The organism is Enterobacter sp. S-33 (genome assembly GCF_028735835.1).
Lineage (GTDB): Bacteria > Pseudomonadota > Gammaproteobacteria > Enterobacterales > Enterobacteriaceae > Enterobacter > Enterobacter vonholyi.
The window spans coordinates 3,980,364-4,005,599 of the sequence record NZ_CP117838.1; the positions used below are offsets into that span (position 1 = coordinate 3,980,364).

The 25,236-nt window shown below is 58.9% G+C and carries 23 protein-coding genes; 11 read left to right on the top strand and 12 right to left on the bottom strand.

The window, feature by feature from the left end:
- Positions 1-57: 57 nt before the first annotated feature.
- The gene (locus PUP35_RS18875) at positions 58-396 is read right to left on the bottom strand and encodes a DUF5347 domain-containing protein (protein ID WP_274240929.1); all 339 of its coding nucleotides are present in this window, start codon (positions 394-396) and stop codon (positions 58-60) included.
- A 227-nt stretch (positions 397-623) separates the two neighbouring features.
- Here PUP35_RS18875 and PUP35_RS18880 point away from each other — a divergent pair, with 227 nt between their 5' ends.
- Both PUP35_RS18880 and PUP35_RS18885 read left to right on the top strand, forming a co-directional pair.
- Positions 624-1,199, top strand: coding sequence for a phage repressor protein CI (locus PUP35_RS18880; protein ID WP_271369506.1), 576 nt, complete (start codon positions 624-626; stop codon positions 1,197-1,199).
- Between the two features lie 282 nt (positions 1,200-1,481).
- A complete protein-coding gene (locus PUP35_RS18885; RefSeq protein WP_111964916.1) occupies positions 1,482-2,651 on the top strand; it encodes a DNA repair protein in 1,170 nt (389 codons plus the stop codon).
- Here PUP35_RS18885 and PUP35_RS18890 read toward each other — a convergent pair whose 3' ends face one another.
- The gene (locus PUP35_RS18890; RefSeq protein WP_274240930.1) at positions 2,652-3,416 is read right to left on the bottom strand and encodes a siderophore-interacting protein; all 765 of its coding nucleotides are present in this window, start codon (positions 3,414-3,416) and stop codon (positions 2,652-2,654) included. It lies immediately after the preceding gene.
- A gap of 147 nt (positions 3,417-3,563) precedes the next feature.
- On the opposite strand from PUP35_RS18890, the gene PUP35_RS18895 reads away from it, so the two are divergent.
- On the top strand, positions 3,564-4,058 hold the full coding sequence (locus PUP35_RS18895) for a PadR family transcriptional regulator (RefSeq protein WP_274240931.1): 495 nt from the start codon (positions 3,564-3,566) through the stop codon (positions 4,056-4,058).
- On the opposite strand, the gene PUP35_RS18900 is transcribed toward PUP35_RS18895, so the two are convergent.
- Positions 4,055-5,614 (bottom strand): methyl-accepting chemotaxis protein, encoded by a 1,560-nt coding sequence (locus PUP35_RS18900; RefSeq protein WP_136195059.1) that lies wholly within the window; start codon positions 5,612-5,614, stop codon positions 4,055-4,057. The genes PUP35_RS18895 and PUP35_RS18900 overlap by 4 nt on opposite strands.
- Before the next feature lie 337 nt (positions 5,615-5,951).
- Positions 5,952-7,472, bottom strand: a complete 1,521-nt coding sequence (locus tag PUP35_RS18905; RefSeq protein WP_274240932.1) for a methyl-accepting chemotaxis protein — start codon at positions 7,470-7,472, stop codon at positions 5,952-5,954.
- 436 nt (positions 7,473-7,908) lie between these two features.
- Here PUP35_RS18905 and ygjG point away from each other — a divergent pair, with 436 nt between their 5' ends.
- A complete protein-coding gene (ygjG, locus tag PUP35_RS18910; RefSeq protein ID WP_168708009.1) occupies positions 7,909-9,288 on the top strand; it encodes a putrescine aminotransferase in 1,380 nt (459 codons plus the stop codon).
- 39 nt (positions 9,289-9,327) lie between these two features.
- Here ygjG and PUP35_RS18915 read toward each other — a convergent pair whose 3' ends face one another.
- Positions 9,328-9,930, bottom strand: a complete 603-nt coding sequence (locus PUP35_RS18915; RefSeq protein ID WP_274240933.1) for a helix-turn-helix domain-containing protein — start codon at positions 9,928-9,930, stop codon at positions 9,328-9,330.
- A 42-nt stretch (positions 9,931-9,972) separates the two neighbouring features.
- Here PUP35_RS18915 and PUP35_RS18920 point away from each other — a divergent pair, with 42 nt between their 5' ends.
- Positions 9,973-10,659 carry a B3/B4 domain-containing protein gene (locus tag PUP35_RS18920; protein ID WP_274240934.1) on the top strand — a complete coding sequence of 229 codons (687 nt, stop codon included), beginning with the start codon at positions 9,973-9,975 and terminating at the stop codon, positions 10,657-10,659.
- A 12-nt stretch (positions 10,660-10,671) separates the two neighbouring features.
- A complete protein-coding gene (locus PUP35_RS18925; RefSeq protein WP_271369501.1) occupies positions 10,672-11,520 on the top strand; it encodes a dihydrodipicolinate synthase family protein in 849 nt (282 codons plus the stop codon).
- A 54-nt stretch (positions 11,521-11,574) separates the two neighbouring features.
- Here the strand turns inward: PUP35_RS18925 and lsrG are convergent, their stop codons facing one another.
- From lsrG to lsrA, 6 genes are read right to left on the bottom strand one after another with little or no spacing between them, the layout of a single operon-like run.
- Positions 11,575-11,868, bottom strand: coding sequence for a (4S)-4-hydroxy-5-phosphonooxypentane-2,3-dione isomerase (gene lsrG / locus PUP35_RS18930; protein WP_008503162.1), 294 nt, complete (start codon positions 11,866-11,868; stop codon positions 11,575-11,577).
- Positions 11,865-12,752: a 3-hydroxy-5-phosphonooxypentane-2,4-dione thiolase gene (gene lsrF, locus PUP35_RS18935; RefSeq protein ID WP_271369500.1), complete on the bottom strand. Its 888-nt coding sequence runs from the start codon at positions 12,750-12,752 to the stop codon at positions 11,865-11,867. The genes lsrG and lsrF overlap by 4 nt, the downstream gene beginning before the upstream one ends.
- 11 nt (positions 12,753-12,763) lie before the next feature.
- Positions 12,764-13,765 (bottom strand): autoinducer 2 ABC transporter substrate-binding protein LsrB, encoded by a 1,002-nt coding sequence (gene lsrB / locus PUP35_RS18940; RefSeq protein ID WP_115876313.1) that lies wholly within the window; start codon positions 13,763-13,765, stop codon positions 12,764-12,766.
- A 1-nt stretch (position 13,766) separates the two neighbouring features.
- On the bottom strand, positions 13,767-14,744 hold the full coding sequence (gene lsrD, locus PUP35_RS18945; RefSeq protein WP_274240935.1) for an autoinducer 2 ABC transporter permease LsrD: 978 nt from the start codon (positions 14,742-14,744) through the stop codon (positions 13,767-13,769).
- Positions 14,745-15,776: an autoinducer 2 ABC transporter permease LsrC gene (lsrC, locus tag PUP35_RS18950; RefSeq protein WP_111964928.1), complete on the bottom strand. Its 1,032-nt coding sequence runs from the start codon at positions 15,774-15,776 to the stop codon at positions 14,745-14,747.
- Entirely contained in the window at positions 15,773-17,260 is a 1,488-nt protein-coding gene (lsrA, locus tag PUP35_RS18955; protein ID WP_274243311.1) for an autoinducer 2 ABC transporter ATP-binding protein LsrA, read from the bottom strand. The genes lsrC and lsrA overlap by 4 nt, the downstream gene beginning before the upstream one ends.
- Before the next feature lie 215 nt (positions 17,261-17,475).
- Between lsrA and lsrR the strand changes: the two genes are divergently transcribed.
- The 3 genes from lsrR (at position 17,476) to PUP35_RS18970 (ending at position 22,268) form a co-directional block, all read left to right on the top strand.
- Entirely contained in the window at positions 17,476-18,447 is a 972-nt protein-coding gene (gene lsrR, locus PUP35_RS18960) for a transcriptional regulator LsrR (RefSeq protein WP_008503156.1), read from the top strand.
- Positions 18,448-18,480: 33 nt separating this feature from the next.
- Positions 18,481-20,061 (top strand): autoinducer-2 kinase, encoded by a 1,581-nt coding sequence (lsrK, locus tag PUP35_RS18965; RefSeq protein WP_274240936.1) that lies wholly within the window; start codon positions 18,481-18,483, stop codon positions 20,059-20,061.
- A gap of 185 nt (positions 20,062-20,246) precedes the next feature.
- Positions 20,247-22,268: an NADPH-dependent 2,4-dienoyl-CoA reductase gene (locus PUP35_RS18970; RefSeq protein ID WP_274240937.1), complete on the top strand. Its 2,022-nt coding sequence runs from the start codon at positions 20,247-20,249 to the stop codon at positions 22,266-22,268.
- Between the two features lie 82 nt (positions 22,269-22,350).
- Here the strand turns inward: PUP35_RS18970 and rlmG are convergent, their stop codons facing one another.
- Positions 22,351-23,487, bottom strand: coding sequence for a 23S rRNA (guanine(1835)-N(2))-methyltransferase RlmG (gene rlmG, locus PUP35_RS18975; protein WP_274240938.1), 1,137 nt, complete (start codon positions 23,485-23,487; stop codon positions 22,351-22,353).
- An 83-nt stretch (positions 23,488-23,570) separates the two neighbouring features.
- Here rlmG and PUP35_RS18980 point away from each other — a divergent pair, with 83 nt between their 5' ends.
- Complete coding sequence (locus tag PUP35_RS18980; RefSeq protein WP_023309281.1) at positions 23,571-24,074, top strand: YgjP-like metallopeptidase domain-containing protein; 504 nt, start codon at positions 23,571-23,573, stop codon at positions 24,072-24,074.
- Between the two features lie 70 nt (positions 24,075-24,144).
- On the top strand, positions 24,145-25,143 hold the full coding sequence (locus PUP35_RS18985) for a Gfo/Idh/MocA family protein (protein WP_223580545.1): 999 nt from the start codon (positions 24,145-24,147) through the stop codon (positions 25,141-25,143).
- Positions 25,144-25,236 lie beyond the last annotated feature (93 nt).

Here is a 25,236-nt window from a genome sequence, read left to right on the forward strand (position 1 = left end):
CTTAAATTCAGGCAACAGGGTGCCCGGCGGGTTTACGCCATTCGTTTTTGGGTTGGGTTACAACGGCATGGTCAGCCGTTCAGGAAATAAACTCACAACAGCACGAAAATGATTCATCGCGGTAATTAGCGCTCTTTTCTCCTCTGTGGTCAGCTCGCTGATATCGCACTCATGACGGGCGACGGGTAATCTCGCCAGGAAAAAGAGAGCGGCCAGCGCCCTGCTGTTCTCCTCAAAAAAGGGATCGCGCTTATCGCGCATGTCGGCCATAAACCGCGCCAGCTCTTTCCCGCTATCGCTCCCGAAGCGGGCGCGCAGTTCAGCGATGTGGTTAAGCCCGCTAAGACGCGCCCCCACGCTTAGTGGAACCCTTGCACTGGCAGCTTCTATCGCCATATCTCCCCTCGCATAAATATATGCACGCTAATGCGTTCAAAACGGGCAGAGCACGGCTTTTTCCGCCGTTTGAGGATTGCGATTTCGGAAGCCATGCTGCATGATTCCCATTTTGATAATGCCTGCAATCATTAGCCTCAGTTTGCCAACGTCTGCCGCTGATTGCCCGAATTTGCAATGATACTAATACCCAAATGAGTATTAGTAAACACCCAAAGGAATATATTTTGATATTAGATTCTCAAGTGAATAATGAAGAATTGCTCGATAGAATCTGTCAGGTATATGGTTTTACGCAGAAAATCCAGCTGGCCCGACACTTTAATATCGCCGCCAGCTCGCTTCAGAACCGCTACGCGCGCGGTACCATCTCTTACGACTTTGCGGTTCAGTGTGCGCTGGACACTGGCGCCAGCCTCCGCTGGCTGATGACCGGCCAGGGTGCGCAGTTTGCAGGAAACCCCGCCCCGGGCGATCCCGTTTCGGTTTCGACATTCACACTCAGTGACGGGAGGCTGGAAGAAAATTCCATTTTGAGTATCGACTCTGCTTTCTTTAGCAAACCGCTGGCACGCGGAATCGCCGTCCGCACGGAGGGGAAGCTGCACTTTATCGAAAAAGAGGCGTCGTTAACCGACGGCCTGTGGCTGGTTGAGATTGAAGGCACCGCGAGCATCCGCGACCTGACGCTGCTGCCGGGGAAAAAACTTCACGTGGCGGGCGGCAAGGTTCCGTTTGAATGCGGCATCGACGAGATAAAAACAGTGGGTCGCGTGGTGGGAATTTATAGCGAGGTTAGCTGAGGCCGGGTCGGTTGCATTCGCCACCAAAGATGAGGCGCTTGCTTTCGGGTAGGACACGGTAAAACCCGTGGCAGGGGAAAAAGAGGATCGATGCACATTAACAGGGCTGGTGAACGTGTGGTATTACGCTTTATTGGGTTTACCCCATAGTGAGAGCAACATCCATCAGCTAATTAAAGAAATCCCCCATCGCGCCGATCATCATCCGTGTGTATTATTTCCTGTAGCTTTTACAACAACTAACCTTAACTCAAATACTTAAGCGCCAAAGCGAAAGGCATCATGAGCACACCGATCAAACGGCTAGAAATCATTAAAAATGCCATTGAGCTGGAAGATGACGACATCATCCAGAGCCAGCTGACACGCCTGAAAAATGAAGCGTTTGACGATGAGCTACAGGCAATCGTCGTGGCGCTTGAGGGAAAAAACTACACCGAGGCTATGGCGGCCATTACCGCCTGGCTGCAGGGTCAGCGCGCCGTGACCCAGTGGCGCGATCCGCAGGTGGCGGCCAGCAAGCTAGAGCTGAAGGCGCTGGAAGAGCGCCTACGCGATCTGATTGACCGCCGCAACGCCCGTGTGCAGCAGCTTGATGAATTCAACGATCTCTATTTCTCCCGCCTCGGGCCGTTGATGCAGCAGATCCTCGCCCTGCGTAAAACGCTGGCCGAGCTTAACCTGCGTCGTCAGCAGGCGGAAGCGCGTCGTCGCGAGGAAGATTACCGTCGCTGCCAGCGCTATATGGCGCAGGCGGTAGAAGTACTGGCGACGCTTACCCAGCGCTGGCGCGATCTCCCGGCTGACTCCGTGCAGGCAGCCGAGGCGCGTAAACATCTGGAGCAGCAAAGTAATCTCATCGCCAACCTGCTGGCCGAAGCGCTGGAGCTGGAGAGCGGCTTAACGCGTGAAGAAGAGCCTGCGCGTCAGGCTCGCGACGAGGCCAACGAAGAGTACGAGAAGTATCGCGAACAGCATCACGATGCCGAAGTGCGGCTGCGTAAAGGAAAGCATCTTTCGGAAGAAGATCAGAACGAACTCAAGCGTCTCTGGCGGCAGGCGAGCAAGCTCTGCCACCCGGATCTGGTGGCGGACGATCTGAAAGAAGAAGCCAACAACATGATGGTGCAGCTTAACCAGGCGAAGCAGCGCGGCGATGTGAAAGCCATTCGCTCGTTGGTGGCCCGCCTGCAGCAGGGCTTCGAGCCATTGATGGCAAGCGACAGGCTGAACGATCTGGAACGTATCCGCAAAAAAATGGCGCAGGTCCGCGAGCAGATCGACATTTTAGTGAATGAGCTGGCGGAGCTGGAGAAAGAGGAGTCCTGGCTTCTGGTCTCGTCGCTGAGCAATATGGAAGCGTACTTCGCTCAGCAGGAGAAAGCGCTGCACGAGGTCCGCGCCTCGCTCGAACATCAGGTGAGCGAAGCGCAGCTGGATTCAGCAGCCTGATTATTTGGCGTGCCAGTATGCGCTGGCACGCACCAGCTGTGGATCAATCGCGTCGGCTTCAAACTGACGGCTCAGCCTTTTCACCACCTTCCCTTCCCCGGTCAGCCAGATAAAATAATCGTCCCCCGGAACGGTCAGCGCAGCCAGATGATCTGCGACTGCCTGCTCGCTGTGGCCCACCACCCAGGTGATGTTGAACTCGCTCAGGTGCGCCAGATAGTCCTTATAGGATTCATCCCCAACCGTCACGACCGCGTGAACGTCCGGGCGAACCGGCAGTTGCGCAATGCTTTCTAAGCGTCGACGCAGCGCGGGCATACCGGACTCATCGCACACGTACAGCTGCCAGGCGTAATCCTCCGGCACCACCAGCGAGCCGCGCGGGCCGCCGATGGTCAGCTTGTCTCCCGCTTTCGCCTCAATCGCCCAGCTGCTGGCAATACCGCCGTCATGAATGAAGAAATCGAGAACCAGCTCATGATTTGCCTCGTCGTAGAGCGGCGTATAGTCTCGCGCCTGCGGACGCACGCCGTCGCCCCAGTCGATGCCTTCTTCGGTAACCACCGGCGGCACGAACGCCGCCCCGGGTGCCGGGAAAAAGACTTTGGTATGGTCGTCGAAACCGCGGGAGCTAAAGCCCTCCAGTGCCTCGCCGCCTAAAACAATGCGCTGGAAACCCGCGCTGGCGCGCTCAACGCGGAGCACCGTCAGCTCGCGAAAACGCAGGTCATTACGAACGCGCTGTGGGTAACGGGTAGTTGCCATTTTTAGCCCCTTCTCTGGTGAATACGATATATCTAAATCAATTTTCAAATGATAATGATTACTAATAAGTAAAAATGCAAGATCTTTTAGATTGCATCTGAATATATCTTAGATATAGTTTAGATGTATCAAAATGAAGGGCATACTATGCGACACGAACATGAGGGCGGCGGGCGGCGGCCGCGCTTTTTCGGCCACGGCGATCTGCGGCTGGTGATTCTGGATATCCTGACCCGCAACGCGAGCCACGGCTACGAGCTGATCAAAGAGATCGAGAACCTGACCCATGGGAATTACACCCCGAGCCCAGGGGTCATCTATCCAACCCTGGATTATCTTCAGGATCAGACGTTTATCACCATTACGGAAGAAGAGAACGGTCGCAAGAAGATTGCGATTACCGCTGAAGGACAACGCTGGCTGGACGAAAACCGGGAACAGCTGGAACAGATCCAGGTGCGTATCAAAGCGCGTTCTGTCGGTTTTCAGCTACGCAAAAACCCGCAGATGAAGCGGGCGCTGGATAACTTCAAAGCGGTGTTAGACCTGAAGGTGAATCAGGGAGAGCTCAGCGACGCGCAGCTCAAGCAGATTATCGGCGTAATCGACCGCGCGGCGCTGGAGATCTCCCAGCTGGATTAAGCCGGTGCGTGCTCGCTCACGCGGAAGACGCGTACCAGCTCTTTCAGGTGCATCGCCTGTTCATTAAGCGATGCTGCCGCCGCGACGGACTCCTCCACCAGCGCGGAGTTCTGCTGGGTGGTGGCATCAATCAGGCCAATCGCGCTGTTAATCTGCGAGATACCTTCCGTCTGCTCGTGGCTAGCCTGGCGGATTTCCCTCAGAATCACGTCCATCTCTTCTACGTTGCCGACCATCCCGTTGATCAACGCACTCGCTTTTTCAACCAGGTTCATCCCGTCCTGGGTCTGGCTGGTAGAGCTCTCAATCAGCTCGCGGATTTCGCTGGCAGACGACGCGCTCTTCTGGGCAAGCTGACGCACTTCACCGGCGACCACCGCAAAACCGCGACCGTGCTCGCCGGCGCGCGCCGCTTCCACCGCCGCGTTCAGCGCCAGAATGTTGGTCTGGAACGCAATGGCGTCGATCAGGTCGATAATGTCGGACATCCGGTTGGACGTCTCGTTAATCAGGCGCATTTTGCTGGTCACCTGCTTCATCATCTCACCGTTGTTTTTGACCACCGTGGCGGCATCAGCCGAGAGGTTGGTCGCTTCCCCGGTATGCGAGGCGGTATTTTTCACCGTCGCGGTGATCTGCTCCATCGAGGCGGCGGTCTGTTCAACGGAGCTGGCCTGCTCTTCCGTGCGCGCGGCCAGATCCTGATTCCCGGCGACAATCTGCGCGGCTGCGCTGGAGATATTCTCCGAGCCGGTTTGCACCTGCTGCACAATGTCCAGCAGTCGCGTTTTCATCTCCATCAGCGCGTGCAGCAGCAGACCCGTTTCGTCTTTACCGTGTGGCGTGATGCTGCCCGTGAGATCGCCCTCAGAAATGGCTTTTGCAAAATGCACCGCCTCGCCGAGCGGACGAGTAATAGCGCGCACGATAAACCAGCCGATCAGGCTGCCTGCCCCGACGCTAAAGAGCGTGAGCAGGATCAACAGCAGGCGGTTAGACCGGAAATCCCCTTCCACCTGCGCGCCAGCGCTCTGCATCTCGCTGTTTTGAATGGTAATCAGCTCCTTCACCTTCGCTTTATAAGCCTGCTGCACGGCGAGGGTGGTGGTCATCATCTCCTGAATAGCGCCCGCACGATTGTTGTTCTGCACCGCCTGCAAAATGCGGTAGCGCGAGTCCAGATACTGCTGACGCACGCTGCGGATCTCCGCCAGCACCTGCTGAGACTTTTGATCCTGCAACGCGGTGTTCAGCTCTCCCAGGATCACCGTGATATGCTCGCTGATCTCTTTCAGGCGCTGCTGAGATTGCCCAGTGTAGGTGCCCTGCTCGTCCAGCAGCATCAGCTGTTGAGTGCTAATAAATTCCTGGAAGTTATCAATTAACTGGTTCGCTTTTACCGTGGTCGGATAATCACTGGTAATAATGGATTGCATCCCGTTATTAGCCCGGTTCAGACTCAGCAGAGACAGGCTCGCGCTGATCGCCATCAGGACAATAAAGAACCCAAACGCCAGAAATAATTTCGTGCCGATCTTTACGTCATGTAAGAACATATTTTCTCCATCGATGTGATTATTTCTCAGACGATCGCTGTTATCGGTAACGATTTCGCTAACTTTATGAGTTTGATCGTTTTTTTATTTCATAACCCACACAATGGATAGGTAGAGGCTATTAATATTGCCCCATTGATCGTTACCAGACCACCAGAGAGGCATTTTTCAAAATAGCCTTCTGGATAATTGACTTAGGCAGGGATAAATAACTGAGGTACTTTCTTTAGTTATTTAATATTAGATTAACAATAAAATACATTAATAGTCACAAGCAGAAAATAAAAAGCCGTTTATTCCTTACGAAATAAACGGCTTTTTTTGGAACATTACTGGCTCAATGAAGCACAGTCACCGCATCCTTGAGACGTCCGGCGCGATGCTTCACCATCGCAGAAATGTGTGCGCTCTCCTCGACCAGGTCGGCGTTTTTCTGCGTAATGCTGTCGAGTTCAGCCACCGCACGGGTCAGCTCAGAGAGTCCGGTTGCCTGCTCGGAGGTCGCGTGGCTGATCTGGGCGATAAGCTGCGTCACGTTTTTCACCTGTACCACAATATCATCCATCGTACGGCCTGCGGCATGCACCTGCTCAGAGCCGGACTGCACCTTGCTGGCGCTGGCATCAATGAGTTTACGAATATCATTCGCGGCACTGGCGCTGCGGCTGGCGAGATGGCGGACTTCGCCCGCGACCACGGCAAAACCTTTTCCCTGCTCGCCTGCCCTAGCCGCTTCAACCGCCGCGTTCAGCGCCAGAATATTGGTCTGGAAAGCGATGTCGTTAATCAGGGAGGTAATTGAGCCAATTCGCTGCGTGCTGTCGGCAATATCATCCATCGTTTTAACGACGGTCTGCATCGCATTGCCTCCTTTTGTCGCCGCGCTGCTCGCGGCCACGGAGAGTTTGTCCACCTCGGCGGCGGTTTCGGAGTTACTCTGAACGGATGCGGCCATCTGATTCATTGTCGCGACGGTCTGCTGCACGTTCGCCACGGTCTGACGGGTCCGATCGTTCAGATCTTCATTTCCCTGCGCCAGCCTGTCGCTGCCGTCACGGACGCTAACCACCTGGCTCGACACGTCATTAATCAACCAGCGGCACATCAGGCCAAGCTGCCCTACCGCGCGCAGCGTCAGCCCCAGCTCGTCGCTGCGGTTCAGATGCTGCACGCTGTTGCGCTCACCGGTTGCGACCTTCAGCGCCTGTCGAGCCACATTCTCTACCGGGCGGACAATCTGGTGCTCAAAGAGCAGCGTCCCCAGCAGCATCACCACCGCAGCAGCAACGAGCGGCATCCACCCGGCGGAGGTCACCGCCAGGGTGGAGGCGAGTAGGGCAAAGAGCACCGCCATCACGCTGCGCACGCGCCAGCGCAGCGGCATGGCAGGCAGTTTGCCCAGCCAGCCTTTTCCAACCACCAGCCCCTTATGCACACGTTTCTTACAGCTCCCGTCGTTGAGCGCCCGGTAGAGCGGTTCCACGGTGGCAATCTCTTCCGCCGTGGCTTTGGTGCGAATGGACATATAGCCCGTGACCTGCCCGTGGCGCACCATCGGCACTGCGTTAGCACGCACCCAGTAGTGATCGCCGTTTTTGCGCCGGTTTTTGACAATCCCACTCCACGGTTCGCCCTGCTGCAGCGTGTACCACATATCGGCAAACGCGGCTTTTGGCATGTCGGGGTGGCGTACCAGATTGTGCGGCTGGCCCGTCAGCTCATCAAGCTGGTAGCCGCTCACCTGCACAAAAGTGTCGTTGGCGTGAGTGATGTAGCTGTGGACGTCTGTGGTAGACATTAAGGTGGTGTCATCGTCCAGAGGATATTCATTCTGGGTGACATAGGTTGGAGAGGACATCGTGGGCATCCCTTGCAGGTTATTTGAATGTTAATTTTGTGGGTCAATGTTTTTTCGGCGGTAAACAATTTATCTTTAGTTGTTAAACTTGATGAAGATCGCAGATTTCACTTAAACCATACTTTTTGTACGATTTTATAATTCATTGATTTCAAATACTTTCGCAAAGAAATTACCTATAAAGCATGACCAGTTAACGCCCACTTAAGTTGCACCGAATGCACTTCTTTAGTGCAGTTGCGCTTTTTCGCCCCCAATTATCCTTATCTGTCCTGTACCGCTAAATCCCGTTTCGGTTGCTTCGGCATGATTAAATATTGTGCAACATTATTTTAACCTGGCGTTTATCCCGATTTTCGTTAAGGCATCTGAAGTGGCGTAATCCCTGCAATACTTAAACCAGTATCATGTGATACGCGATCCCCGGGAGCACATTTTGAACAGGTTACCTTCCAGCGCCTCGGCTCTTGCCTGTACCGCGCACGCACTGAATCTCATTGAGAAGCGAACGCTTGATCATGAGGAGATGAAACAACTTAACCGAGAGGTCATCGATTACTTTAAAGAACACGTCAATCCAGGGTTTCTGGAGTATCGCAAATCTGTTACCGCCGGCGGGGATTACGGAGCCGTAGAGTGGCAAGCGGGGAGTCTTAACACGCTTGTCGACACCCAGGGACAGGAGTTTATCGATTGCCTTGGTGGTTTTGGTATCTTCAACGTGGGGCACCGTAATCCAGTTGTGGTTTCCGCCGTACAGAATCAACTTGCGAAACAACCTCTCCATAGCCAGGAACTGCTCGACCCGCTTCGCGCCATGCTCGCGAAAACGCTGGCGGCCTTAACGCCCGGCAAACTGAAATACAGCTTCTTTAGCAACAGCGGCACGGAATCGGTCGAAGCGGCGATAAAGCTCGCCAAAGCGTACCAGTCGCCGCGCGGGAAATTCACCTTTATCGCCACCAGCGGCGCGTTCCACGGTAAATCCCTGGGCGCACTGTCCGCTACCGCCAAATCCACCTTCCGCAAACCGTTTATGCCGCTGCTGCCGGGCTTCCGCCACGTGCCGTTCGGCGACATTAACGCCATGCGCACCGTGCTGAGTGAATGCCGTAAAACCGGCGATGACGTGGCGGCGGTGATCCTGGAGCCGATTCAGGGTGAAGGCGGCGTGATCCTCCCTCCGCAGGGCTATCTGCCTGCCGTGCGTCAGCTGTGCGATGAGTTTGGCGCGCTGCTGATCCTCGACGAAGTCCAGACCGGGATGGGGCGCACCGGCAAGATGTTTGCCTGCGAGCACGAGAACGTGCAGCCGGACATACTGTGTCTGGCGAAGGCGCTTGGCGGCGGCGTGATGCCGATTGGCGCAACGGTGGCCACCGAGGAGGTGTTCTCGGTGCTGTTCGACAACCCGTTCCTGCATACCACCACCTTTGGCGGTAACCCGCTGGCCTGCGCGGCGGCTCTTGCGACCATCAACGTGCTGCTGGAACAAAACCTGCCCGCGCAGGCGGAGCAAAAAGGCGACATGCTGCTGGACGGCTTCCGTCAGCTAGGCCGGGAGTATCCGGATCTGGTGCAGGATGCGCGTGGTAAAGGGATGCTGATGGCAATTGAGTTTGTCGACAACGAAATCGGCTACAGCTTTGCGAGCGAGATGTTCCGCCAGCGGGTGCTGGTGGCCGGAACGCTCAACAACTCGAAGACTATCCGCATTGAACCGCCGCTGACTCTGACGATTGAGCAGTGCGAGCAGGTGCTGAAAGCGGCGCGTAAAGCGCTGGCAGCGCTGCGGGTGAGCGTGGAAGAGGCGTAAAAAATCACCGGGCCTACAGGCGTTTGTAGGCCCGGTTTTTTAGCGATGAAATTCCGCCACCGTCATGGTGAAGCGAAGCACGGTATCGCCCTCATTGGCGTAGCCGTGCGCCGCTTCCATTTTCGCCACAGCCGATGCGCCAGCGTTAACCTGGGTCACCGTCTCATCCACCGTCAGCGTTAAAACGCCTTCGTTCACGTGCAACAGCTCAAAGGTTCCCGCCGGGTGCCCCGGAGAGGTAAAACGCTCCCCCGGCTGCATCTCCCATTGCCATAACTCAATCATATCCGGGCCTGCCGTTCCCGCCAGCAGTCTGGCGCGTCCACCCTGTTCGCCCTGCCACAGCACCGGAATAGTCTCTTCTTCGATAACATGCACCAGCGGCTCGCTGGAGACGTTAACGATATCCGCCACTGAGATACCGAGCGCGGCAGCCACTTTGCACAAGATGGCGATACTGGGGTTGGCTGCGCCCTTTTCGATCTCTACCAGCATGCCTTTACTGACGCTTGCGCGGCGGGACAGCTCGTCCAGAGATAGCTTTTTCTCTTTGCGCCAGTTGCGTATGCGGTTCGCGACGGCCAGGCTTACCTGGGCAACATCGGCCCCGTGCGCAGTCATTATATTGACTTTATCAGTCATTGGTCACTACCATGGTATAAAACAGTCAATACAGGATTATTTATGTCTCTCGTTACGCCGTCAATAGACTCACGTCTTGCCGGGATTGCCCCAGGCTTTCGGGCGCTGAGCATTCTGGTTGAAGCTGCGCCAATTACCCACCCGGAGGTGGCGGCTGCCGCGCTGGCGCAGGCCTGCCAGCAGATGATTAATGATGATGTGCCCTGGGCTGATGCACACCTTTCAGGCTGGGATGACGTGTTTAAAGCCTTCGGCGCGAAACCGAAACGCACGCCCTGCTCGGCATCCGCCCTGCGTAAGCGGGTCCTGAAAGATGGCTCGCTGCCGCCGCTGGATCCGGTGGTGGATATCTATAACGCGGTGAGTATTCGCTACGCCATTCCGGTCGGCGGAGAAAATCTCGCGGCTTATTCGGGCACGCCGCGTCTGACGCTTGCCGACGGCAGCGAGCCATTTGATACCTTCAAAGAGGGACAGCCGGTGGTGGAACATCCGGAACCTGGCGAGGTTATCTGGCGCGACGATACTGGCGTCACCTGCCGCCGCTGGAACTGGCGCCAGGGGATACGGACGCGCCTCGATAGCCAGGCGCAATCCATGTGGTTTATTCTTGAAAGCCTGCCGTCGATGCCGCTTGCGGCGCTGGATGAGGCGGGAGATGAGCTGGTCAACAACCTGCAGCGGCTGATGCCGGGGGCCACGGCTCAGGTTCAGATGCTGACGCTGTAAGAGGACAACACGATGTTTTACGGGTTAAGCGCTTTTCCGTTAACGCCCCTGAAAGAGGGGACGTTTGACGAGCAATCCTTCATCAATCTTCTGCGCCCCGTGGTCGACGCTGGCGTGGATTCTCTGGGCATTCTCGGCTCAACGGGAAGCTATGCCTATCTGACTGTAGAAGAGCGCGGTCGGATCGCACGCTGCGCGGTGGCGCATGCTGATGATATTCCGGTCATCGTCAGCATTGGCGCACACCGGCTGGACGATATACTGCGTCTGGCTGACGACGCGCAGGCGGCAGGTGTCTCCGGCGTGCTGATGGCCCCCGTGTCCTACCAGCGATTAACGGAAGACGAAGTGTTTAATCTCTATGAAACGGTGACCCGCCAGCTCTCCATACCGTTGTGCATTTACGATAATCCGGCCACCACCGGGTTTGCGTTTAGCGATGAATTGTTATTTTCCGTCGCGGCCCTGCCGAATGTGGGATCCATTAAGCTTGGTCGCGTGCCGGAAGACCTGTCGCAGGTACGCGCCCGTCTTCCTGAGACAGTCACGCTGGGCATCGCCGGCGACTGGCGAGCGGCCTCTGCCCTGCAGGCCGGGTTTGACGTCTGGTACTCGGTGCTCGGCGGATTGTTCCCGCAAACAGCGCTGGCGATTGCCCGTTCGAAAGAGACTGCCCAATCCGAGCGATTAGAGCCACTGTGGGAATTGTTCCGTCACTACGGCAGCTTACGGGTTATCGCGGCGGCGGCAGAGATGATGGGAAAAGTGGCTGCACCTGCGTTGCCGTTCCCGTTGCAGGCGGTTCAGGGTGAGCCGCGTGAAGCGCTCGCGAGATTACTTGCCCATCTGGAGCTGGTTTGAAAAATGCCGGGTGGCGCTGCGCTTACCCGGCCTACAACACTTTTATAACGCCTGTTACTCCGGCAACAGCCCAACAAAGCTGCGCTTTTTACGCGGCTCCGACATCAGCTCCTCAAGCTTGTCCACGCACGCCAGATAGTGCGGGGTTTGCTTGTGTGCCAGCACCGCCTCTTCGTCTTTATAGGCTTCGTAGATAAAGAACCGGGTTTTTACCCTCGGGTCCTGCAATACGTCAAAACGCAGGTTCCCCGGCTCCTGGATTGCGCCCTCGTGGTTGGCGCGAAACACTTCCAGAAACTCGTCTACCCGCTCGGGCTTAATGTTGATTTCCACCAGCGTCACGTTCATTTTGCTTCTCCCTGTTTCTTTTCCTGCCAGAACTGGAACGCATCGCGGGCATTCCAGCTCTCGTGAACCACTTTTTTCACCGCCTTCAGCATGGCGAGCGGCGCGCTGGACTGGAAGATGTTGCGCCCCATGTCCACGCCGGATGCCCCCTGGTCGATCGCGCGCCAGCACATCTCCAGCGCCTCGTGCTCAGGAAGCTTTTTGCCCCCGGCGATGACGATCGGCACCGGGCAGCTGGCGGTCACTTTTTCAAAACCCTCATCCACGTAGTAGGTTTTGACGAACTGCGCCCCCATTTCGGCGGCGATGCGGCTTGCCAGCGAGAAATAGCGCGCGTCGCGCGCCATCTCTTTCCCCACGCCCGTTACCGCCAGCGTCGGCATGCCGTAGCGCGCCCCTGCATCGACAAGCTTGATGATGTTGTTGATCGACTGATGCTCAAACTCGCTGCCGATGTACACCTGCGCCGCCACCGCGCAGACGTTCAGGCGCAACGCGTCTTCCATCGCCACCGCCACGCACTCGTTGGAGAGTTCGCCCAGAATCGAGTTACCGCCGGAGGCGCGCAGAACCACCGGTTTGTTCGTCGCGGCGGGTACCTGGCTCCTGAGGATGCCGCGGGTGCACATCAGCACGTCGGTTTCACCAAACAGCGGCGCGATAGAGAGGTCGATACGCTCAAGGCCGGTAGTCGGCCCCTGAAAGTAGCCGTGGTCAAAGGCCAGCATCACCGTACGGTTGCTCTGCGGATTGAAGATGCGCGCCAGCCGCGACTGCATGCCCCAGTCCAGCGAGCCGCAGCCCTTCAGGGTGAACGGCACATTTTGCTGCGGCGTGCCGATGCCAAAATCCTTGCCGTCTTTGATGTCGTCTAAATCAGCCATTTGCTCCCCCGTCAGAAATCGTATTTGCTGATGTTCTCTTTGGTGAACACCACGCGTTCCGGCAGCAGCACGATGCCGTTGCCCTTCGCCTCATACTGGTAGCCCTGCACGCTGTTCGGCTCGACCTTCAGCGCCCCGATGTTTTTTACGTCCACGCTGTCGCCGACGTTAAGATCGCCTTTTTTCAGCAAACGATCGGCGACATTGACCGCAATTTTGCCCTGTTGCACCACGTCCCACAGGCCGAAGGCCTTCACCGTGCCGCGCTCAACGTACGGACGCATCACGTTCGGCGTGCTGAAGCCGACAATCGCCACCCCTTCCCGCTTCAGGTTTTCCGCCGCCTGCGCCGCCGCCGGCAGGGCGTTGGCGTCCGGGGCGATAATCGCATCCAGATCCGGGTAGGCTTTTAAGATCCCTTCGGCGGTTTGCAACGATTTGGTGGCGTCGTTATAGCCAAACTGGGTCGTTACGATCTGCCACTGGGGGTGATCTTTCTCGATTTTGGCCTTCGCCTCTTTCACCCACTGGTTCTGGTCGGTGACGGTGGGGCTTGAGTAGAAGAACGCCACTTTGGCATTCGGTTTGGTGACCTGCTTGCCCGCCATCTCCACCAGCAGGCCGCCCAGCTGTTCCGGCGTCCCCTGGTTGATGTAGATGCTGCGGCACTCCGGCCTGGTGTCGGAATCCCAGGTCAGGACCTTGACGCCGCGCTGCATCGCGCGCTTAAGCGCCGGACACAGCCCGTCCGGCGACACGGCGGAGACGATAATGGCGTTATAGCCCTGGTTGACGAAGTTATTGATGAGCTGCACCTGGCCGGAAACGCTCGGCTCGGTCGGGCCGTCGTAGGTCACGTCCACGCCAAGATCTTTCCCCGCCTCTTTCGCGCCGTTGCCGCCGCTGGTGAAGAAGCCCACGCCCACCAGCTTCGGGATAAAGGCAATGCGGTCCGCCGCCTGCGCCGAAGCGAAGCTGAGGGCCATTGCCAGGACGAGCAGTTTTGTTTTCATCTTACGCTCCGGATAGTTTTCTAAAGAGAGATCGCACCCATTCGCGGTGCAGACTCAGCGAACGTCCCATCACCACCACAACCAGCAGCGCCCCTGACAGCGCGCTCGACACCTGATTGGGGATACCGACCATCTGTAAACCCTGCTGCAGGTACCCCACCAGCAGCGCCGCCAGCGCCGTACCGACAACCGAACCTGAACCGCCGTAGATATTGGCTCCGCCGAGCACGGCGGCGGTGAGCGCGGGCATCAGTAAATCGCGCCCAAGATCCGAACGCGCGGAGCCGAAATAGGAGACCATCACCAGCGCGGCAATCGCGGAGGCAACGCCCACCAGGCCGTACAGCGCGTAGGGCATACCGTTTACCGACAGCGCCGCATAGCGTGCCGCACGCGGATTTTGGCCAATCAGGAACAGATGACGGCCAAAGCGCCCGCGGTGGGTAATGAGCCAGAAGAAGACGGTGATTACCGCGAACAAGACCAATGGGATCGGCAGGCCCAACACCGTGAGGTTAGCGAAGGCGGTAAAGCTGTCCGGGAAGCCGCCGATGCCCTCGTAGCCCGTGGCCCCCGCCATGCCGGAGAGCAGCAGCGCGCCGCCGCCGTAGAGGTAGAGCGTGCCGAGGGTGATAACTAAAGGGCTGATGCCGGTGTAGTGGATCAGCGCCGCATTCATCAGCCCGCACAGCAGGCCGAGCAGCAGCGTCAGCGGAACGGCGGCCGCCATCGGCCACCCCCCCTGCATCATCACCCCCAGCGCGATGGCGCACAGGCCAATGGTCGAGCCGAGGGAGATGTCGATCCCGCCGCTGACGATCACCAGCGTCAGCGGCAGCGCCACAATGCCGATGCAGATGAAGTCGCTGGTGCTGAACAGCAGCATGTTGATATCGAGCATGCGCGGGTTGATGGCGCCAAAGAGCAGGATCTCCAGCACCAGCAAAATCAGCAGCGCGCTTTCCCAGTTAAGCCTCATTTACGCCACCTCTTTTTTACGTTTGGGAAAGGGGGTGACGTGCTTTCCCCCTCTGTTACCCGGCTGGAAGCGACCGTACTTCAGCGCCCGCTGATGCCGCGCCAGCGCCTGGCGCAGACGCCCGTCGAGCACCAGCACGCCCAGCAGCACCAGCCCGGCGATAAAGTCGTTCCACCACGCCGGGAGCCTGAACAGCACCAGCACGGTGTCGATTTGCGTCAGGAAGAACGCACCGAGCAGCGCGCCAATCAGCGTCCCCGTGCCGCCCAACAGCGAAATGCCACCCAGTACGCAGGCGGCGATGGCCTTCATCTCCAGCCCGCTGCCGGTCTGGTTGGGCACAAAGCCAATCTGCGCGGCAAAGACGATCCCGGCGCAGGCCGCCAGCATGCCGTTGAGGGTGAAGGCGATCATACGGGTGCGGTTCACCGCCACGCCCAGCTGGCGCGCGGCGGCAAGGTTATCCCCCACCGCGTAGAAATCACGCCCGAACGCGGTGCGCGACAGCGTCCACGCGCCTGTGGCCGCGATGGTCAACACCACCATGCCAAGGGGCGACACGCCGACGGCGGCAGGCTCAGAGAGGGATTTCAACCCCGGCGGCAGCCCTTCAATCCACTTTCCTCCCGTCCAGAGCAGCATCGCCCCGCGGTACAGCCCCAGCGTGCCGAGGGTCGCGACAATCGCCGGAATGCGCAGCCCCACCACCAGAAAACCGTTGAACGCCCCGGCCAGCGCCCCGATCGACAGTGCGAAGAGAATGGAAACGGGCAGGCTGTAGCCGCCGTTCAGCGCCACGCCGACGGCGATGGCGGACAACCCGACCGTTGAACCGACGGACACGTCGATATTGCGGGTCAGCATTACCAGCGCCGCGCCGATGGCCAGCAGGATCAGGATCTGTGAGCTGGCGAAGATCATCCCCAGCGTCTGCAGGCTGAAGTAAGAGGGATTCAGCGCCACCAGCACGGCGAACAGCGCCAGAATGGCGAGAAACGCGCTCAGCTCGCGGTTTTTCAGTAAGGTCTTCATGATTGCCCTCCGAACGCCAGCGCCATCATGCGATCGAGGCTGACGGCGTGGCGCGGCAGTTCGCCGCTGAGCACGCCCTGGTGCATCACCAGCACGCGGTCCGCGAGGCCCGGAAACTCATCGAGATCGCTTGAGATCATCAGCACCGCCACGTTCTGCGCCGCCACGCTTTTGATAAGCTGGTAGATATCGGCGCGCGCCGAGACGTCCACGCCGCGCGTCGGCTCGTCGACGATCAGCAATAACGGGTTGGCTTCCAGACAGCGTGCAAGCAGCACCTTCTGCTGGTTGCCGCCGGAGAGCGTGCGCACGGTTTGATCCGCATGGTTGAGCTTGATCCCCAGCGCCCGGTGATAGCGCTCCACCACCGCGGACTCTCTTTTCCGCTGCTGCCAGAGCGACGGCTCGTTCAGCGCCACGGTGTTCCAGCGGATCGGCGCGTCGAGGAACAGGCCGGATACCTGCCTGTCTTCCGGCAGGTAAACCAGGCCTTTTTCCAGCCGCAAACGCACCGGCTCGTTGGCGATCTCCTGGTTCTCCAGCCAGATGCGTCCCCCGCGTACCGGCCGCAGGCCGTAGAGGGTTTCGGCAAACTCGGTGCGCCCGGAACCCACCAGCCCGGCCAGGCCGACGATCTCCCCGGCGTAGATCTCAAGGCTCAGATCGATAAACCCTTCTCCGGTCAGGTCCTCTACCCGCAGCACCGGAAAATCCTGCGGCTGGGTGCGGCGGTTGCCCGGCAGCGCCAGCCACAGCTTTTGCGTATCGCTCAGGGATTTCTCGCGGCTCACCGGCGTCATGGCGGCGATCAGGGCGCTATCGTCAAACTGCGCGGTTTCGCCGCTCAGCACCACCGCGCCGTCGCGCATCACCGAGACGTGGCTCGAAAGCACGCGAATTTCCGGCAGCTTATGGGAGATAAAGACGATCCCGACGCCGAGTGTCTGCAGGGCGCGGATCTGACGAAACAGCCGTTCGGTTTCGCCCGGCGTGAGGGAGGCCGTGGGCTCGTCGAGGATCAGGATCCTGGCGTTGCGCATTAATCCGCGCAGGATCTCCACCATCTGCTGATCCGCCACCTCCAGGGTGCTGGCGGCGGCGTCGAGGTTGAGCTGGCACTGCAGCTGCTCAAGTTTCTCCGCCAGCCTTTTTTCCAGATCGCGTTCGCGCGGCAGGCGGAACAGGATGTTTTCCCGCACCGTAAGGTTGGGGAACAGCAGCGGCTCCTGCGGCACCAGGTAAATGCCGAGCCTGTGCGCCTGCACGGGCGTCAGCCGCGCATATAACTGCCCCTCGACGGAAAGTTCACCGCTGTCCGGCGTCTCGACCCCGGCGATGATCTTCATCAGCGTCGATTTTCCCGCGCCGTTTCCGCCCATCAGCGCGTGCACCTGACCCGCAAGCAGCGTGAAATCAATGCCTTTCAGAACCGGCACGCCTGAGAACTGCTTGCTGATATTCCGCGCGTCGAGAAGTGGTGTCATCATCGCTCCGCTATTGAACAAATGATTTTTAGATTTAATAATGTTCAAAAGCGTAGACGGTGAACTATATTTACAACCGTGCAGGGATCACAGTTTTATCGATTGAGATTCAGATAAACCAGAAACGATCGAAATGATCCGTTTTGTCGCGTGGCTCACACTTTCCCTCTGCGTCATCACGAACATATGATCTAAATTTTTATAAGAGTTCAACTATGAGCGATAAACGCACTGCGGAAGAAGGACGGTTTGCCGGGCTGGCGCTGGCGGAAGAGGAGCTGGTGGCACGCGTAGCCTGGTGCTACTACCACGACGGGCTGACCCAGAACGATATCGGCGAGCGGCTCGGGCTGCCGCGTTTGAAGATTTCTCGCCTGCTGGAAAAAGGCCGTCAGTCAGGGGTGATCCGCGTGCAGATTAACTCCCGCTACGAGGGCTGCCTGTCGCTGGAAACCGAGCTACAGCAGCGCTTTGGCCTGAAGCTGGTGCGCGTGATGCCTGCCTTAAATACGCCGCCGATGAACGTGCGGTTAGGCATTGGCGCGGCGCAGTCGCTGATGGGCGTGCTGGAACCCGGCCAGCTGCTGGCGGTGGGGTTCGGTGAAACCACCATGAGCAGCCTGCAGCACCTGAGCGGATTTATCAGCTCACAGCAGATCCGCCTCGTGACGCTCTCCGGCGGCGTAGGGCCATATATGACCGGTATCGGCCAGCTGGACGCGGCCTGCAGCGTCAGCATGATCCCCGCCCCGCTTCGCGTGTCATCCGCCGAGGTGGCCGGGATCTTAAAACGCGAGACCAGCGTGCGGGACGTGATCCTCGCCGCCACCGCCGCCGACGTCGCGGTGGTTGGCATTGGTTCGGTGAACCAGCGCCGCGACGCTACGATACTGCGCTCCGGCTATATCAGCGAAGGTGAACAGCTGATGTACGCCCGCAAAGGCGCGGTCGGCGACATTCTCGGCTATTTCCTCAATGCCGAAGGCGAATGCGTTGAGGAGCTGGAGATCCATAAAGAATTACTCGGCGTCTCGCTTGATGAGCTGGCGCAGCTGCCCACCATCGTTGGCGTGGCCGGCGGGGAAGAGAAAGCCGATGCGATTTATGCCGCACTGAAGGGTCGCCGTATCAATGGCCTGGTGACGGAAGAGACGACAGCCCGCGCGGTGCTGGCTCTGGCCAAATGAGAGCCCGCCCTGCGCTAACAGCGAGGCAAGCTCATGAGTTACCTTTTAGCGTTAGATGCAGGGACAGGCAGCGTTCGCGCCGTTATTTTCGATTTACAGGGCAACCAGATTGCCGTCGGTCAGGCCGAGTGGAAGCACCTGAGCGTTGAGAACGTGCCGGGGTCGATGGAGTTCGACCTCGAGACCAACTGGCAGCTGGCCTGCCGGTGCATTCATCAGGCGCTGTCGCGCGCGAATCTGACCGCAGCAGATATTCAGTCCGTCGCCTGCTGTTCAATGCGCGAAGGGATCGTGCTGTATGACCGCAACGGCGAGGCCATCTGGGCCTGCGCCAACGTCGACGCCCGCGCCAGCCGCGAAGTAGCCGAACTCAAAGAGATCCGCGATGACCGTTTTGAATCCGAAGTGTATGAGGTTTCTGGCCAGACGCTGGCGCTGAGCGCCATGCCGCGCCTGCTGTGGCTGGCGCACCATCGTCCGGATATTTACCGCAGCGCCGCGACCATCACCATGATCAGCGACTGGCTGGCGGCTAAGCTCTCCGGCGAGCTGGCGGTCGACCCGTCTAACGCGGGCACCACCGGCATGCTGGATCTCTTCTCCCGCGACTGGCGTCCGGCGCTGCTCGACATGGCCGGGCTGCGCGCCGATATCCTCTCCCCGGTGAAAGAGACCGGCACCGTGCTGGGTGCCATCACCCATGAAGCCGCGCAGCAGAGCGGCCTGCGCGAAGGCACGCCGGTAGTGATGGGCGGCGGCGACGTGCAGCTGGGGTGCCTGGGGCTGGGCGTGGTTCGCGCCGGACAAACGGCGGTGCTGGGCGGTACCTTCTGGCAGCAGGTGGTCAACCTGCCACAGGTGCGCACCGATCCTGAGATGAACATCCGCGTGAACCCGCACGTCATTCCCGGCATGGCGCAGGCGGAGTCGATCAGCTTCTTTACCGGGCTGACCATGCGCTGGTTCCGCGACGCCTTCTGCGCGGAGGAAAAGCTGATTGCCGAGCGGATGGGGATGGACACCTACTCTCTGCTGGAAGAGATGGCGAGCCGCGTGCCGGCGGGTTCCCACGGGGTGATGCCGATCTTCTCCGACGCGATGCATTTTAAGCAGTGGTACCACGCCGCGCCGTCGTTTATTAACCTCTCCATCGACCCGGAAAAATGCAACAAAGCGACGCTGTTCCGCGCCCTGGAGGAGAATGCGGCGATCGTCTCGGCCTGCAACCTGGCGCAGATTTCACGCTTCTCCGGCGTAACGTTTGAAAGCCTGGTCTTTGCGGGCGGCGGTTCCAAAGGCGCCCTGTGGAGCCAGATCTTAAGCGACGTAACCGGCCTGCCGGTGCGCGTGCCGGAAGTGAAAGAGGCGACGGCGCTCGGCTGCGCGATTGCGGCAGGTGCTGGCGCGGGGCTGTTTGCCGATATGGCCTCGACGGGCGAACGGCTTGTGAAGTGGAGCCGCGAGTTCACGCCAAACCCGGCGCACCGCGAGCTGTACGACAGCATGATGCAGAAATGGCAGGCGGTATATGCGGACCAGCTCGGGCTGGTGGACAGCGGACTGACCACGTCGATGTGGCAGGCTCCGGGGCTGGTACGGGCAGCAGCGCCGTAAATAACGCCGGATGGCGCTACGCTTATCTGTCCTGGGGATTTGTAGACCCGGTAAGCGCAGCGCCACCGGGGAAGTTCTTTGAGATCTATCACAATCATTCGATCCCGCTTTTACCTTTCCGCTGCCGCTGGCTAAATTAGTAACTCATCCGACCACATAACAATAATTTTACACTGGAAGAGACTATGAGCCGCTACCCGTCGTTATTCGCCCCTCTCGATCTGGGGTTCACCACACTCAAAAACCGCGTGTTGATGGGCTCGATGCACACCGGGCTCGAGGAGCATCCGGACGGGGCCGAGCGTCTGGCAGCCTTCTATGCCGAGCGCGCGCGCCATGGGGTGGCACTGATAGTCACCGGCGGCGTGGCCCCTTCCCCTTCCGGCGTCGGCATGGAGGGCGGCGCGGTGCTGAACGATGCGTCGCAGCTGCCGCACCACCGCATTGTGACCGACGCGGTGCACAGCGAGGGCGGTAAAATCGCCCTGCAAATTCTGCACACCGGACGCTACAGCTACCAGCCGAATCTGGTTGCGCCATCGGCCATTCAGGCGCCGATCAACCGCTTTAAACCTCACGCCCTCACCCACGACGAGATCCTGGCGCTGATCGACGACTTTGCCCGCTGTGCGGCGCTGGCGCGTGAGGCGGGCTACGACGGCGTGGAGGTAATGGGCTCAGAAGGCTATCTGATTAACGAATTCCTCGCGGCCCGCACCAACCAGCGCGACGACGAATGGGGCGGCGACTATGCCCGCCGGATGCGCTTTGCCGTGGAGGTGGTGCGCGCGGTACGTGAACGTGCGGGTTCGGATTTTATCATCATCTTCCGCCTGTCGATGCTCGACCTGGTGGAAGGCGGCGGCACGTTCGACGAAACCGTGCAGCTGGCGCAGGCGATAGAAGCCGCAGGTGCGACGATTATCAACACAGGGATTGGCTGGCACGAGGCGCGCATTCCGACCATCGCCACGCCGGTTCCGCGCGCGGCGTTCAGCTGGGTAACGCGCAGGCTGAAAGGGAAAGTGTCTGTTCCGCTGGTCACCACCAACCGCATTAACGATCCGCAGGTGGCGGACGATGTGATTTCGCGCGGCGATGCCGACATGGTCTCGATGGCGCGCCCGTTCCTCGCCGATGCCGAACTGCTGTCCAAAGCGCAAAGCGGCCGCGCGGATGAGATCAACACCTGCATCGGCTGTAATCAGGCATGCCTGGATCAGATCTTCGTCGGGAAAGTGACCTCCTGCCTCGTCAACCCGCGCGCCTGCCACGAAACCAAAATGTCGGTGATCCCGGCGACAGCGAAAAAACGCCTGGCGGTTGTCGGCGCAGGGCCTGCGGGCCTGGCGTTTGCGGTCAATGCCGCCTCGCGCGGGCACAGCGTGACGCTGTTTGATGCGCTGGGGGAGATTGGCGGGCAGTTTAATATCGCCAAACAGATCCCCGGCAAAGAGGAGTTCTACGAAACGCTGCGCTACTACCGCCGGATGATCGAGCTGACGGGCGTCGAGCTGCGGCTTAACCAGTTTGTCCGCGCGGCGGATCTGACTGATTTCGATGAGGTGATCCTGGCGAGCGGGATCGTACCGCGCACGCCTTCGATCGAGGGTATCGATCATCCAAAAGTGCTGAGCTATCTCGACGTGCTGCGTGACAAAGTACCGGTTGGCGAGAAGGTGGCGATTATCGGCTGCGGCGGGATCGGCTTTGATACCGCCATGTATTTGAGCCAGCCGGGCGAGGCGACCAGCCAGAACATTGCCGAGTTTTGCGTCGAATGGGGCATTGATACCAGCCTCAGCCAGTCCGGCGGATTACGCCCGGAAGGGCCGCAGCTGCCGAAAAGCCCGCGCCAGATAGTGATGCTGCAGCGTAAGGCCAGCAAGCCGGGTGAAGGGCTTGGCAAAACCACCGGCTGGATCCACCGCGCCACCCTGCTCTCACGCGGGGTGAAGATGATCCCGGCTGTCAGCTACCACAAGATCGACGACGAGGGGCTGCACGTCACGATCGGCGGCGAGCCGCAGCTCTTGCGCGTGGATCATGTGATTTTATGTGCCGGGCAGGAGCCAAAGCGCGATCTGGCCGATCCGCTGCGCGAAGCCGGTAAAACGGTGCATCTGATTGGCGGGTGCGACGTGGCGATGGAGCTGGACGCGCGGCGCGCGATTGCGCAGGGGACGAAATTAGCTCTGGCGATCTAGGGCATTGCCCGGTGGCGCTGCGCTTACCGGGCCTACAAAACCGTAGGCCTGTGCAAGCGAAGCGCCGCCAGGCAAAACAATCTTAACGACGGCGTCCCAGCTTCACCGACTTCAGCACCACAAACTTGTTGTTCGTCGCAACGGTAACGCAGTTACCGAAAATCTTCTTCAGCTTGTGGAAGTAGTCCAGGTGGCGGTTGGCCACGATGTACAGCTCGCCGTTGATCTTCAGGCAGCGGCGCGCGTGGTGGAACATCTCCCACGCGACGTTATCCGTCAGGGCGTGCTTCTGGTGGAACGGCGGGTTGCAGAACACGGCGTTAAAGCGGAACGGCTCTACGCCGGACAGCGCGTTGTTGATCATAAACTCGCAGCGGTCCAGCGCGTCCGGCATGTTGGTTTCCACGTTCAGACGGCTGGAGGCCACCGCCATCGGCGATTCGTCGCTGAACACCACGCTGGCCTCCGGGTTCTTCGCCAGCAGCGTCAGGCCAATCACGCCGTTGCCGCAGCCCAGGTCGACAATCTCTCCTTCCAGATTTTCCGGCAGATGTTCCATAAAGAAGCGCGCGCCGATATCCAGACCAGTGCGTGAGAAGACGTTCGCGTGGTTGTGGATGGTCCAGTCGGTCCCTTCCAGCTTCCAGCTCAGGGTCTCTGGCGCGTCGGCCAGCTCGGGAGCGGTGAACGTACAGTTGATCAGGCGCGCTTTTTTCCACGCCAGCGTGGTGGTGGTCGGGCCGAGAACCTTCTCGAACAGCTCCAGCGTCGAGGTGTGAATATCGCGCGCTTTGGCACCCGCGATGATACGGGTTTCTGGCGTCACGACCTTACGCAGCGCGCGCAGCTGCTGCTCCAGCAGCGCCATGGTTTTTGGCACTTTGATCAGCACCACGCCCGGCGCCTGCGGGTAGTCCGCGGTGCTGTCGAGGAACTTCACGCTGGACTCTTCGATGTCGTTATGGCGCAGGTTTTCACGCGTCGCCAGCTCGCTTAAGTAGGAATCGCCGATGCTGTACGGCGTGTGCTCCGCCAGGGCACAGCCCAGCGCGCCGAAGGCGTCATTCAGGATCAAAACCGGGCCGCGGATTTCAGTCTCATCCAACTGTTGCAGCAGATATTCATCCGCCGCTTCCCACGCCTGAAGCGGGTTAACGTCGTCCGTTTCCGGGAAACGTTTAAGGTTGAGTGAACGGAAACCGTTGTCTAAGTGGCTCATCGGCCCTCCTGAATGGTAAAATTTGGCGTATCCCTGAAAAGGGTGCGTGAGTATACCCGTTTTCGCATTAATTTGGGCTTTTGATGAACCAACTTACTTATCTCCAGGGCTATCCGGAGCATTTACTGACTCAGGTTCGCAGCCTGATTGCCGAGCAGAAGCTCGGCGCGGTGCTGGAAAAACGCTATCCCGGCACGCACGATTTCGCGACCGATAAGGCCCTCTGGCAGTATACGCAGGATCTGAAAAGCCGGTATCTGAAGAGCGCCCCGCCGATCAACAAGGTGATGTACGACAACAAGATCCACGTGCTGAAAAACGCGCTCGGCCTGCACACCGCCGTCTCACGCGTTCAGGGCGGCAAGCTGAAGGCCAAGGCGGAGATCCGCGTCGCGACGGTTTTCCGTAACGCGCCGGAGGCGTTTCTGCGGATGATCGTCGTCCACGAGCTGGCGCACCTGAAGGAGAAAGAGCACGACAAAGCGTTCTACTCCCTGTGCTGCCACATGGAGCCGCAGTACCACCAGCTGGAGTTTGATACCCGCCTGTGGCTTACGCATTTATCGTTAAATGGTAATGCGGAATAGCGCACGCGAATTGTCATGATGACGTGCTACAGTGGCTAAAGGTTCCCCGCTACGGAGTACGTAAACGTTTATGATACGTTTCGCAGTCATTGGAACGAACTGGATCACGCGCCAGTTCGTCGACGCCGCCCACGAAACCGGCAAACTGAAACTTACCGCAGTCTATTCCCGCAGCCTTGAGCAGGCGCAGAGTTTTGCCAACGATTATCTCGTTGAGCATCTCTTCACCTCGCTTGATGAGATGGCGCAAAGCGACGCCATTGACGCGGTCTATATCGCCAGCCCGAACTCCCTGCACTTCCCGCAAACGAAGCTGTTCCTCAGCCATAAAAAGCATGTGATTTGCGAGAAGCCGCTGGCATCAAATATTGAGGAAGTGGAGGCGGCCATTGCGCTTGCCCGCGAAAACCAGGTGGTTCTTTTCGAAGCGTTCAAAACCGCCAGCCTGCCGAATTTCCTGCTGCTGCAGCAGTCCCTGCCGAAAATCGGCAAGATACGCAAAGCCTTTATTAACTACTGCCAGTACTCGTCGCGCTACCAGCGCTATCTGGACGGCGAGAACCCGAACACCTTTAACCCGGCGTTCTCGAACGGCTCGATAATGGATATCGGATTCTACTGCCTGGCCTCTGCCGTGGCCCTGTGGGGCGAGCCGCACGGCGTCACGGCTACCGCCAGCCTGCTGGAGAGCGGCGTGGATGCGCACGGTGTCGCGGTGCTGGATTACGGTGATTTCAGCGTGACGCTGCAGCACTCCAAGGTGAGCGATTCCGTGCTGCCGAGCGAAATTCAGGGCGAAGCGGGCTCGCTGGTCATCGAGAAGATCTCCGAGTGCCAGAAGGTGAGCTTTGTCCCGCGAGGTGGCAAAGCCCAGGAGCTGACGCAGCCTCAGCATATTAACACTATGCTCTATGAGGCAGAGGTCTTCGCCCGTCTGGTGGAAGACAACGAAGTGAATCACCCAGGCCTTGCGGTGAGCCGCACCACGGCGAAGCTGCAAACGGAGATCCGCCGCCAGACCGGCGTGGTATTCCCTGCAGACGGCGTGGGCGCGGAGGTTATCGCGTAAAGCTGTGTAATGAAACGGCGCAGACCATTGACGAAACCAATGGTCTGACATATTTTGTTACCTGCAAAGGGGAGTAACTTCTTCGTCGGTGGA

Coding starts and splice junctions, on each gene's coding strand:
- PUP35_RS18875 (WP_274240929.1), bottom strand. CDS start 396: ATGGCGATAGAAGCTGCCAGTGCAAGGGTTCCACTAAGCGTGGGGGCG.
- PUP35_RS18885 (WP_111964916.1), top strand. CDS start 1,482: ATGAGCACACCGATCAAACGGCTAGAAATCATTAAAAATGCCATTGAG.
- PUP35_RS18890 (WP_274240930.1), bottom strand. CDS start 3,416: ATGGCAACTACCCGTTACCCACAGCGCGTTCGTAATGACCTGCGTTTT.
- PUP35_RS18895 (WP_274240931.1), top strand. CDS start 3,564: ATGCGACACGAACATGAGGGCGGCGGGCGGCGGCCGCGCTTTTTCGGC.
- PUP35_RS18900 (WP_136195059.1), bottom strand. CDS start 5,614: ATGTTCTTACATGACGTAAAGATCGGCACGAAATTATTTCTGGCGTTT.
- PUP35_RS18905 (WP_274240932.1), bottom strand. CDS start 7,472: ATGTCCTCTCCAACCTATGTCACCCAGAATGAATATCCTCTGGACGAT.
- PUP35_RS18915 (WP_274240933.1), bottom strand. CDS start 9,930: ATGACTGATAAAGTCAATATAATGACTGCGCACGGGGCCGATGTTGCC.
- PUP35_RS18920 (WP_274240934.1), top strand. CDS start 9,973: ATGTCTCTCGTTACGCCGTCAATAGACTCACGTCTTGCCGGGATTGCC.
- PUP35_RS18925 (WP_271369501.1), top strand. CDS start 10,672: ATGTTTTACGGGTTAAGCGCTTTTCCGTTAACGCCCCTGAAAGAGGGG.
- lsrG (WP_008503162.1), bottom strand. CDS start 11,868: ATGAACGTGACGCTGGTGGAAATCAACATTAAGCCCGAGCGGGTAGAC.
- lsrF (WP_271369500.1), bottom strand. CDS start 12,752: ATGGCTGATTTAGACGACATCAAAGACGGCAAGGATTTTGGCATCGGC.
- lsrB (WP_115876313.1), bottom strand. CDS start 13,765: ATGAAAACAAAACTGCTCGTCCTGGCAATGGCCCTCAGCTTCGCTTCG.
- lsrD (WP_274240935.1), bottom strand. CDS start 14,744: ATGAGGCTTAACTGGGAAAGCGCGCTGCTGATTTTGCTGGTGCTGGAG.
- lsrC (WP_111964928.1), bottom strand. CDS start 15,776: ATGAAGACCTTACTGAAAAACCGCGAGCTGAGCGCGTTTCTCGCCATT.
- lsrA (WP_274243311.1), bottom strand. CDS start 17,260: ATGACACCACTTCTCGACGCGCGGAATATCAGCAAGCAGTTCTCAGGC.
- lsrR (WP_008503156.1), top strand. CDS start 17,476: ATGAGCGATAAACGCACTGCGGAAGAAGGACGGTTTGCCGGGCTGGCG.
- lsrK (WP_274240936.1), top strand. CDS start 18,481: ATGAGTTACCTTTTAGCGTTAGATGCAGGGACAGGCAGCGTTCGCGCC.
- PUP35_RS18970 (WP_274240937.1), top strand. CDS start 20,247: ATGAGCCGCTACCCGTCGTTATTCGCCCCTCTCGATCTGGGGTTCACC.
- rlmG (WP_274240938.1), bottom strand. CDS start 23,487: ATGAGCCACTTAGACAACGGTTTCCGTTCACTCAACCTTAAACGTTTC.
- PUP35_RS18980 (WP_023309281.1), top strand. CDS start 23,571: ATGAACCAACTTACTTATCTCCAGGGCTATCCGGAGCATTTACTGACT.
- PUP35_RS18985 (WP_223580545.1), top strand. CDS start 24,145: ATGATACGTTTCGCAGTCATTGGAACGAACTGGATCACGCGCCAGTTC.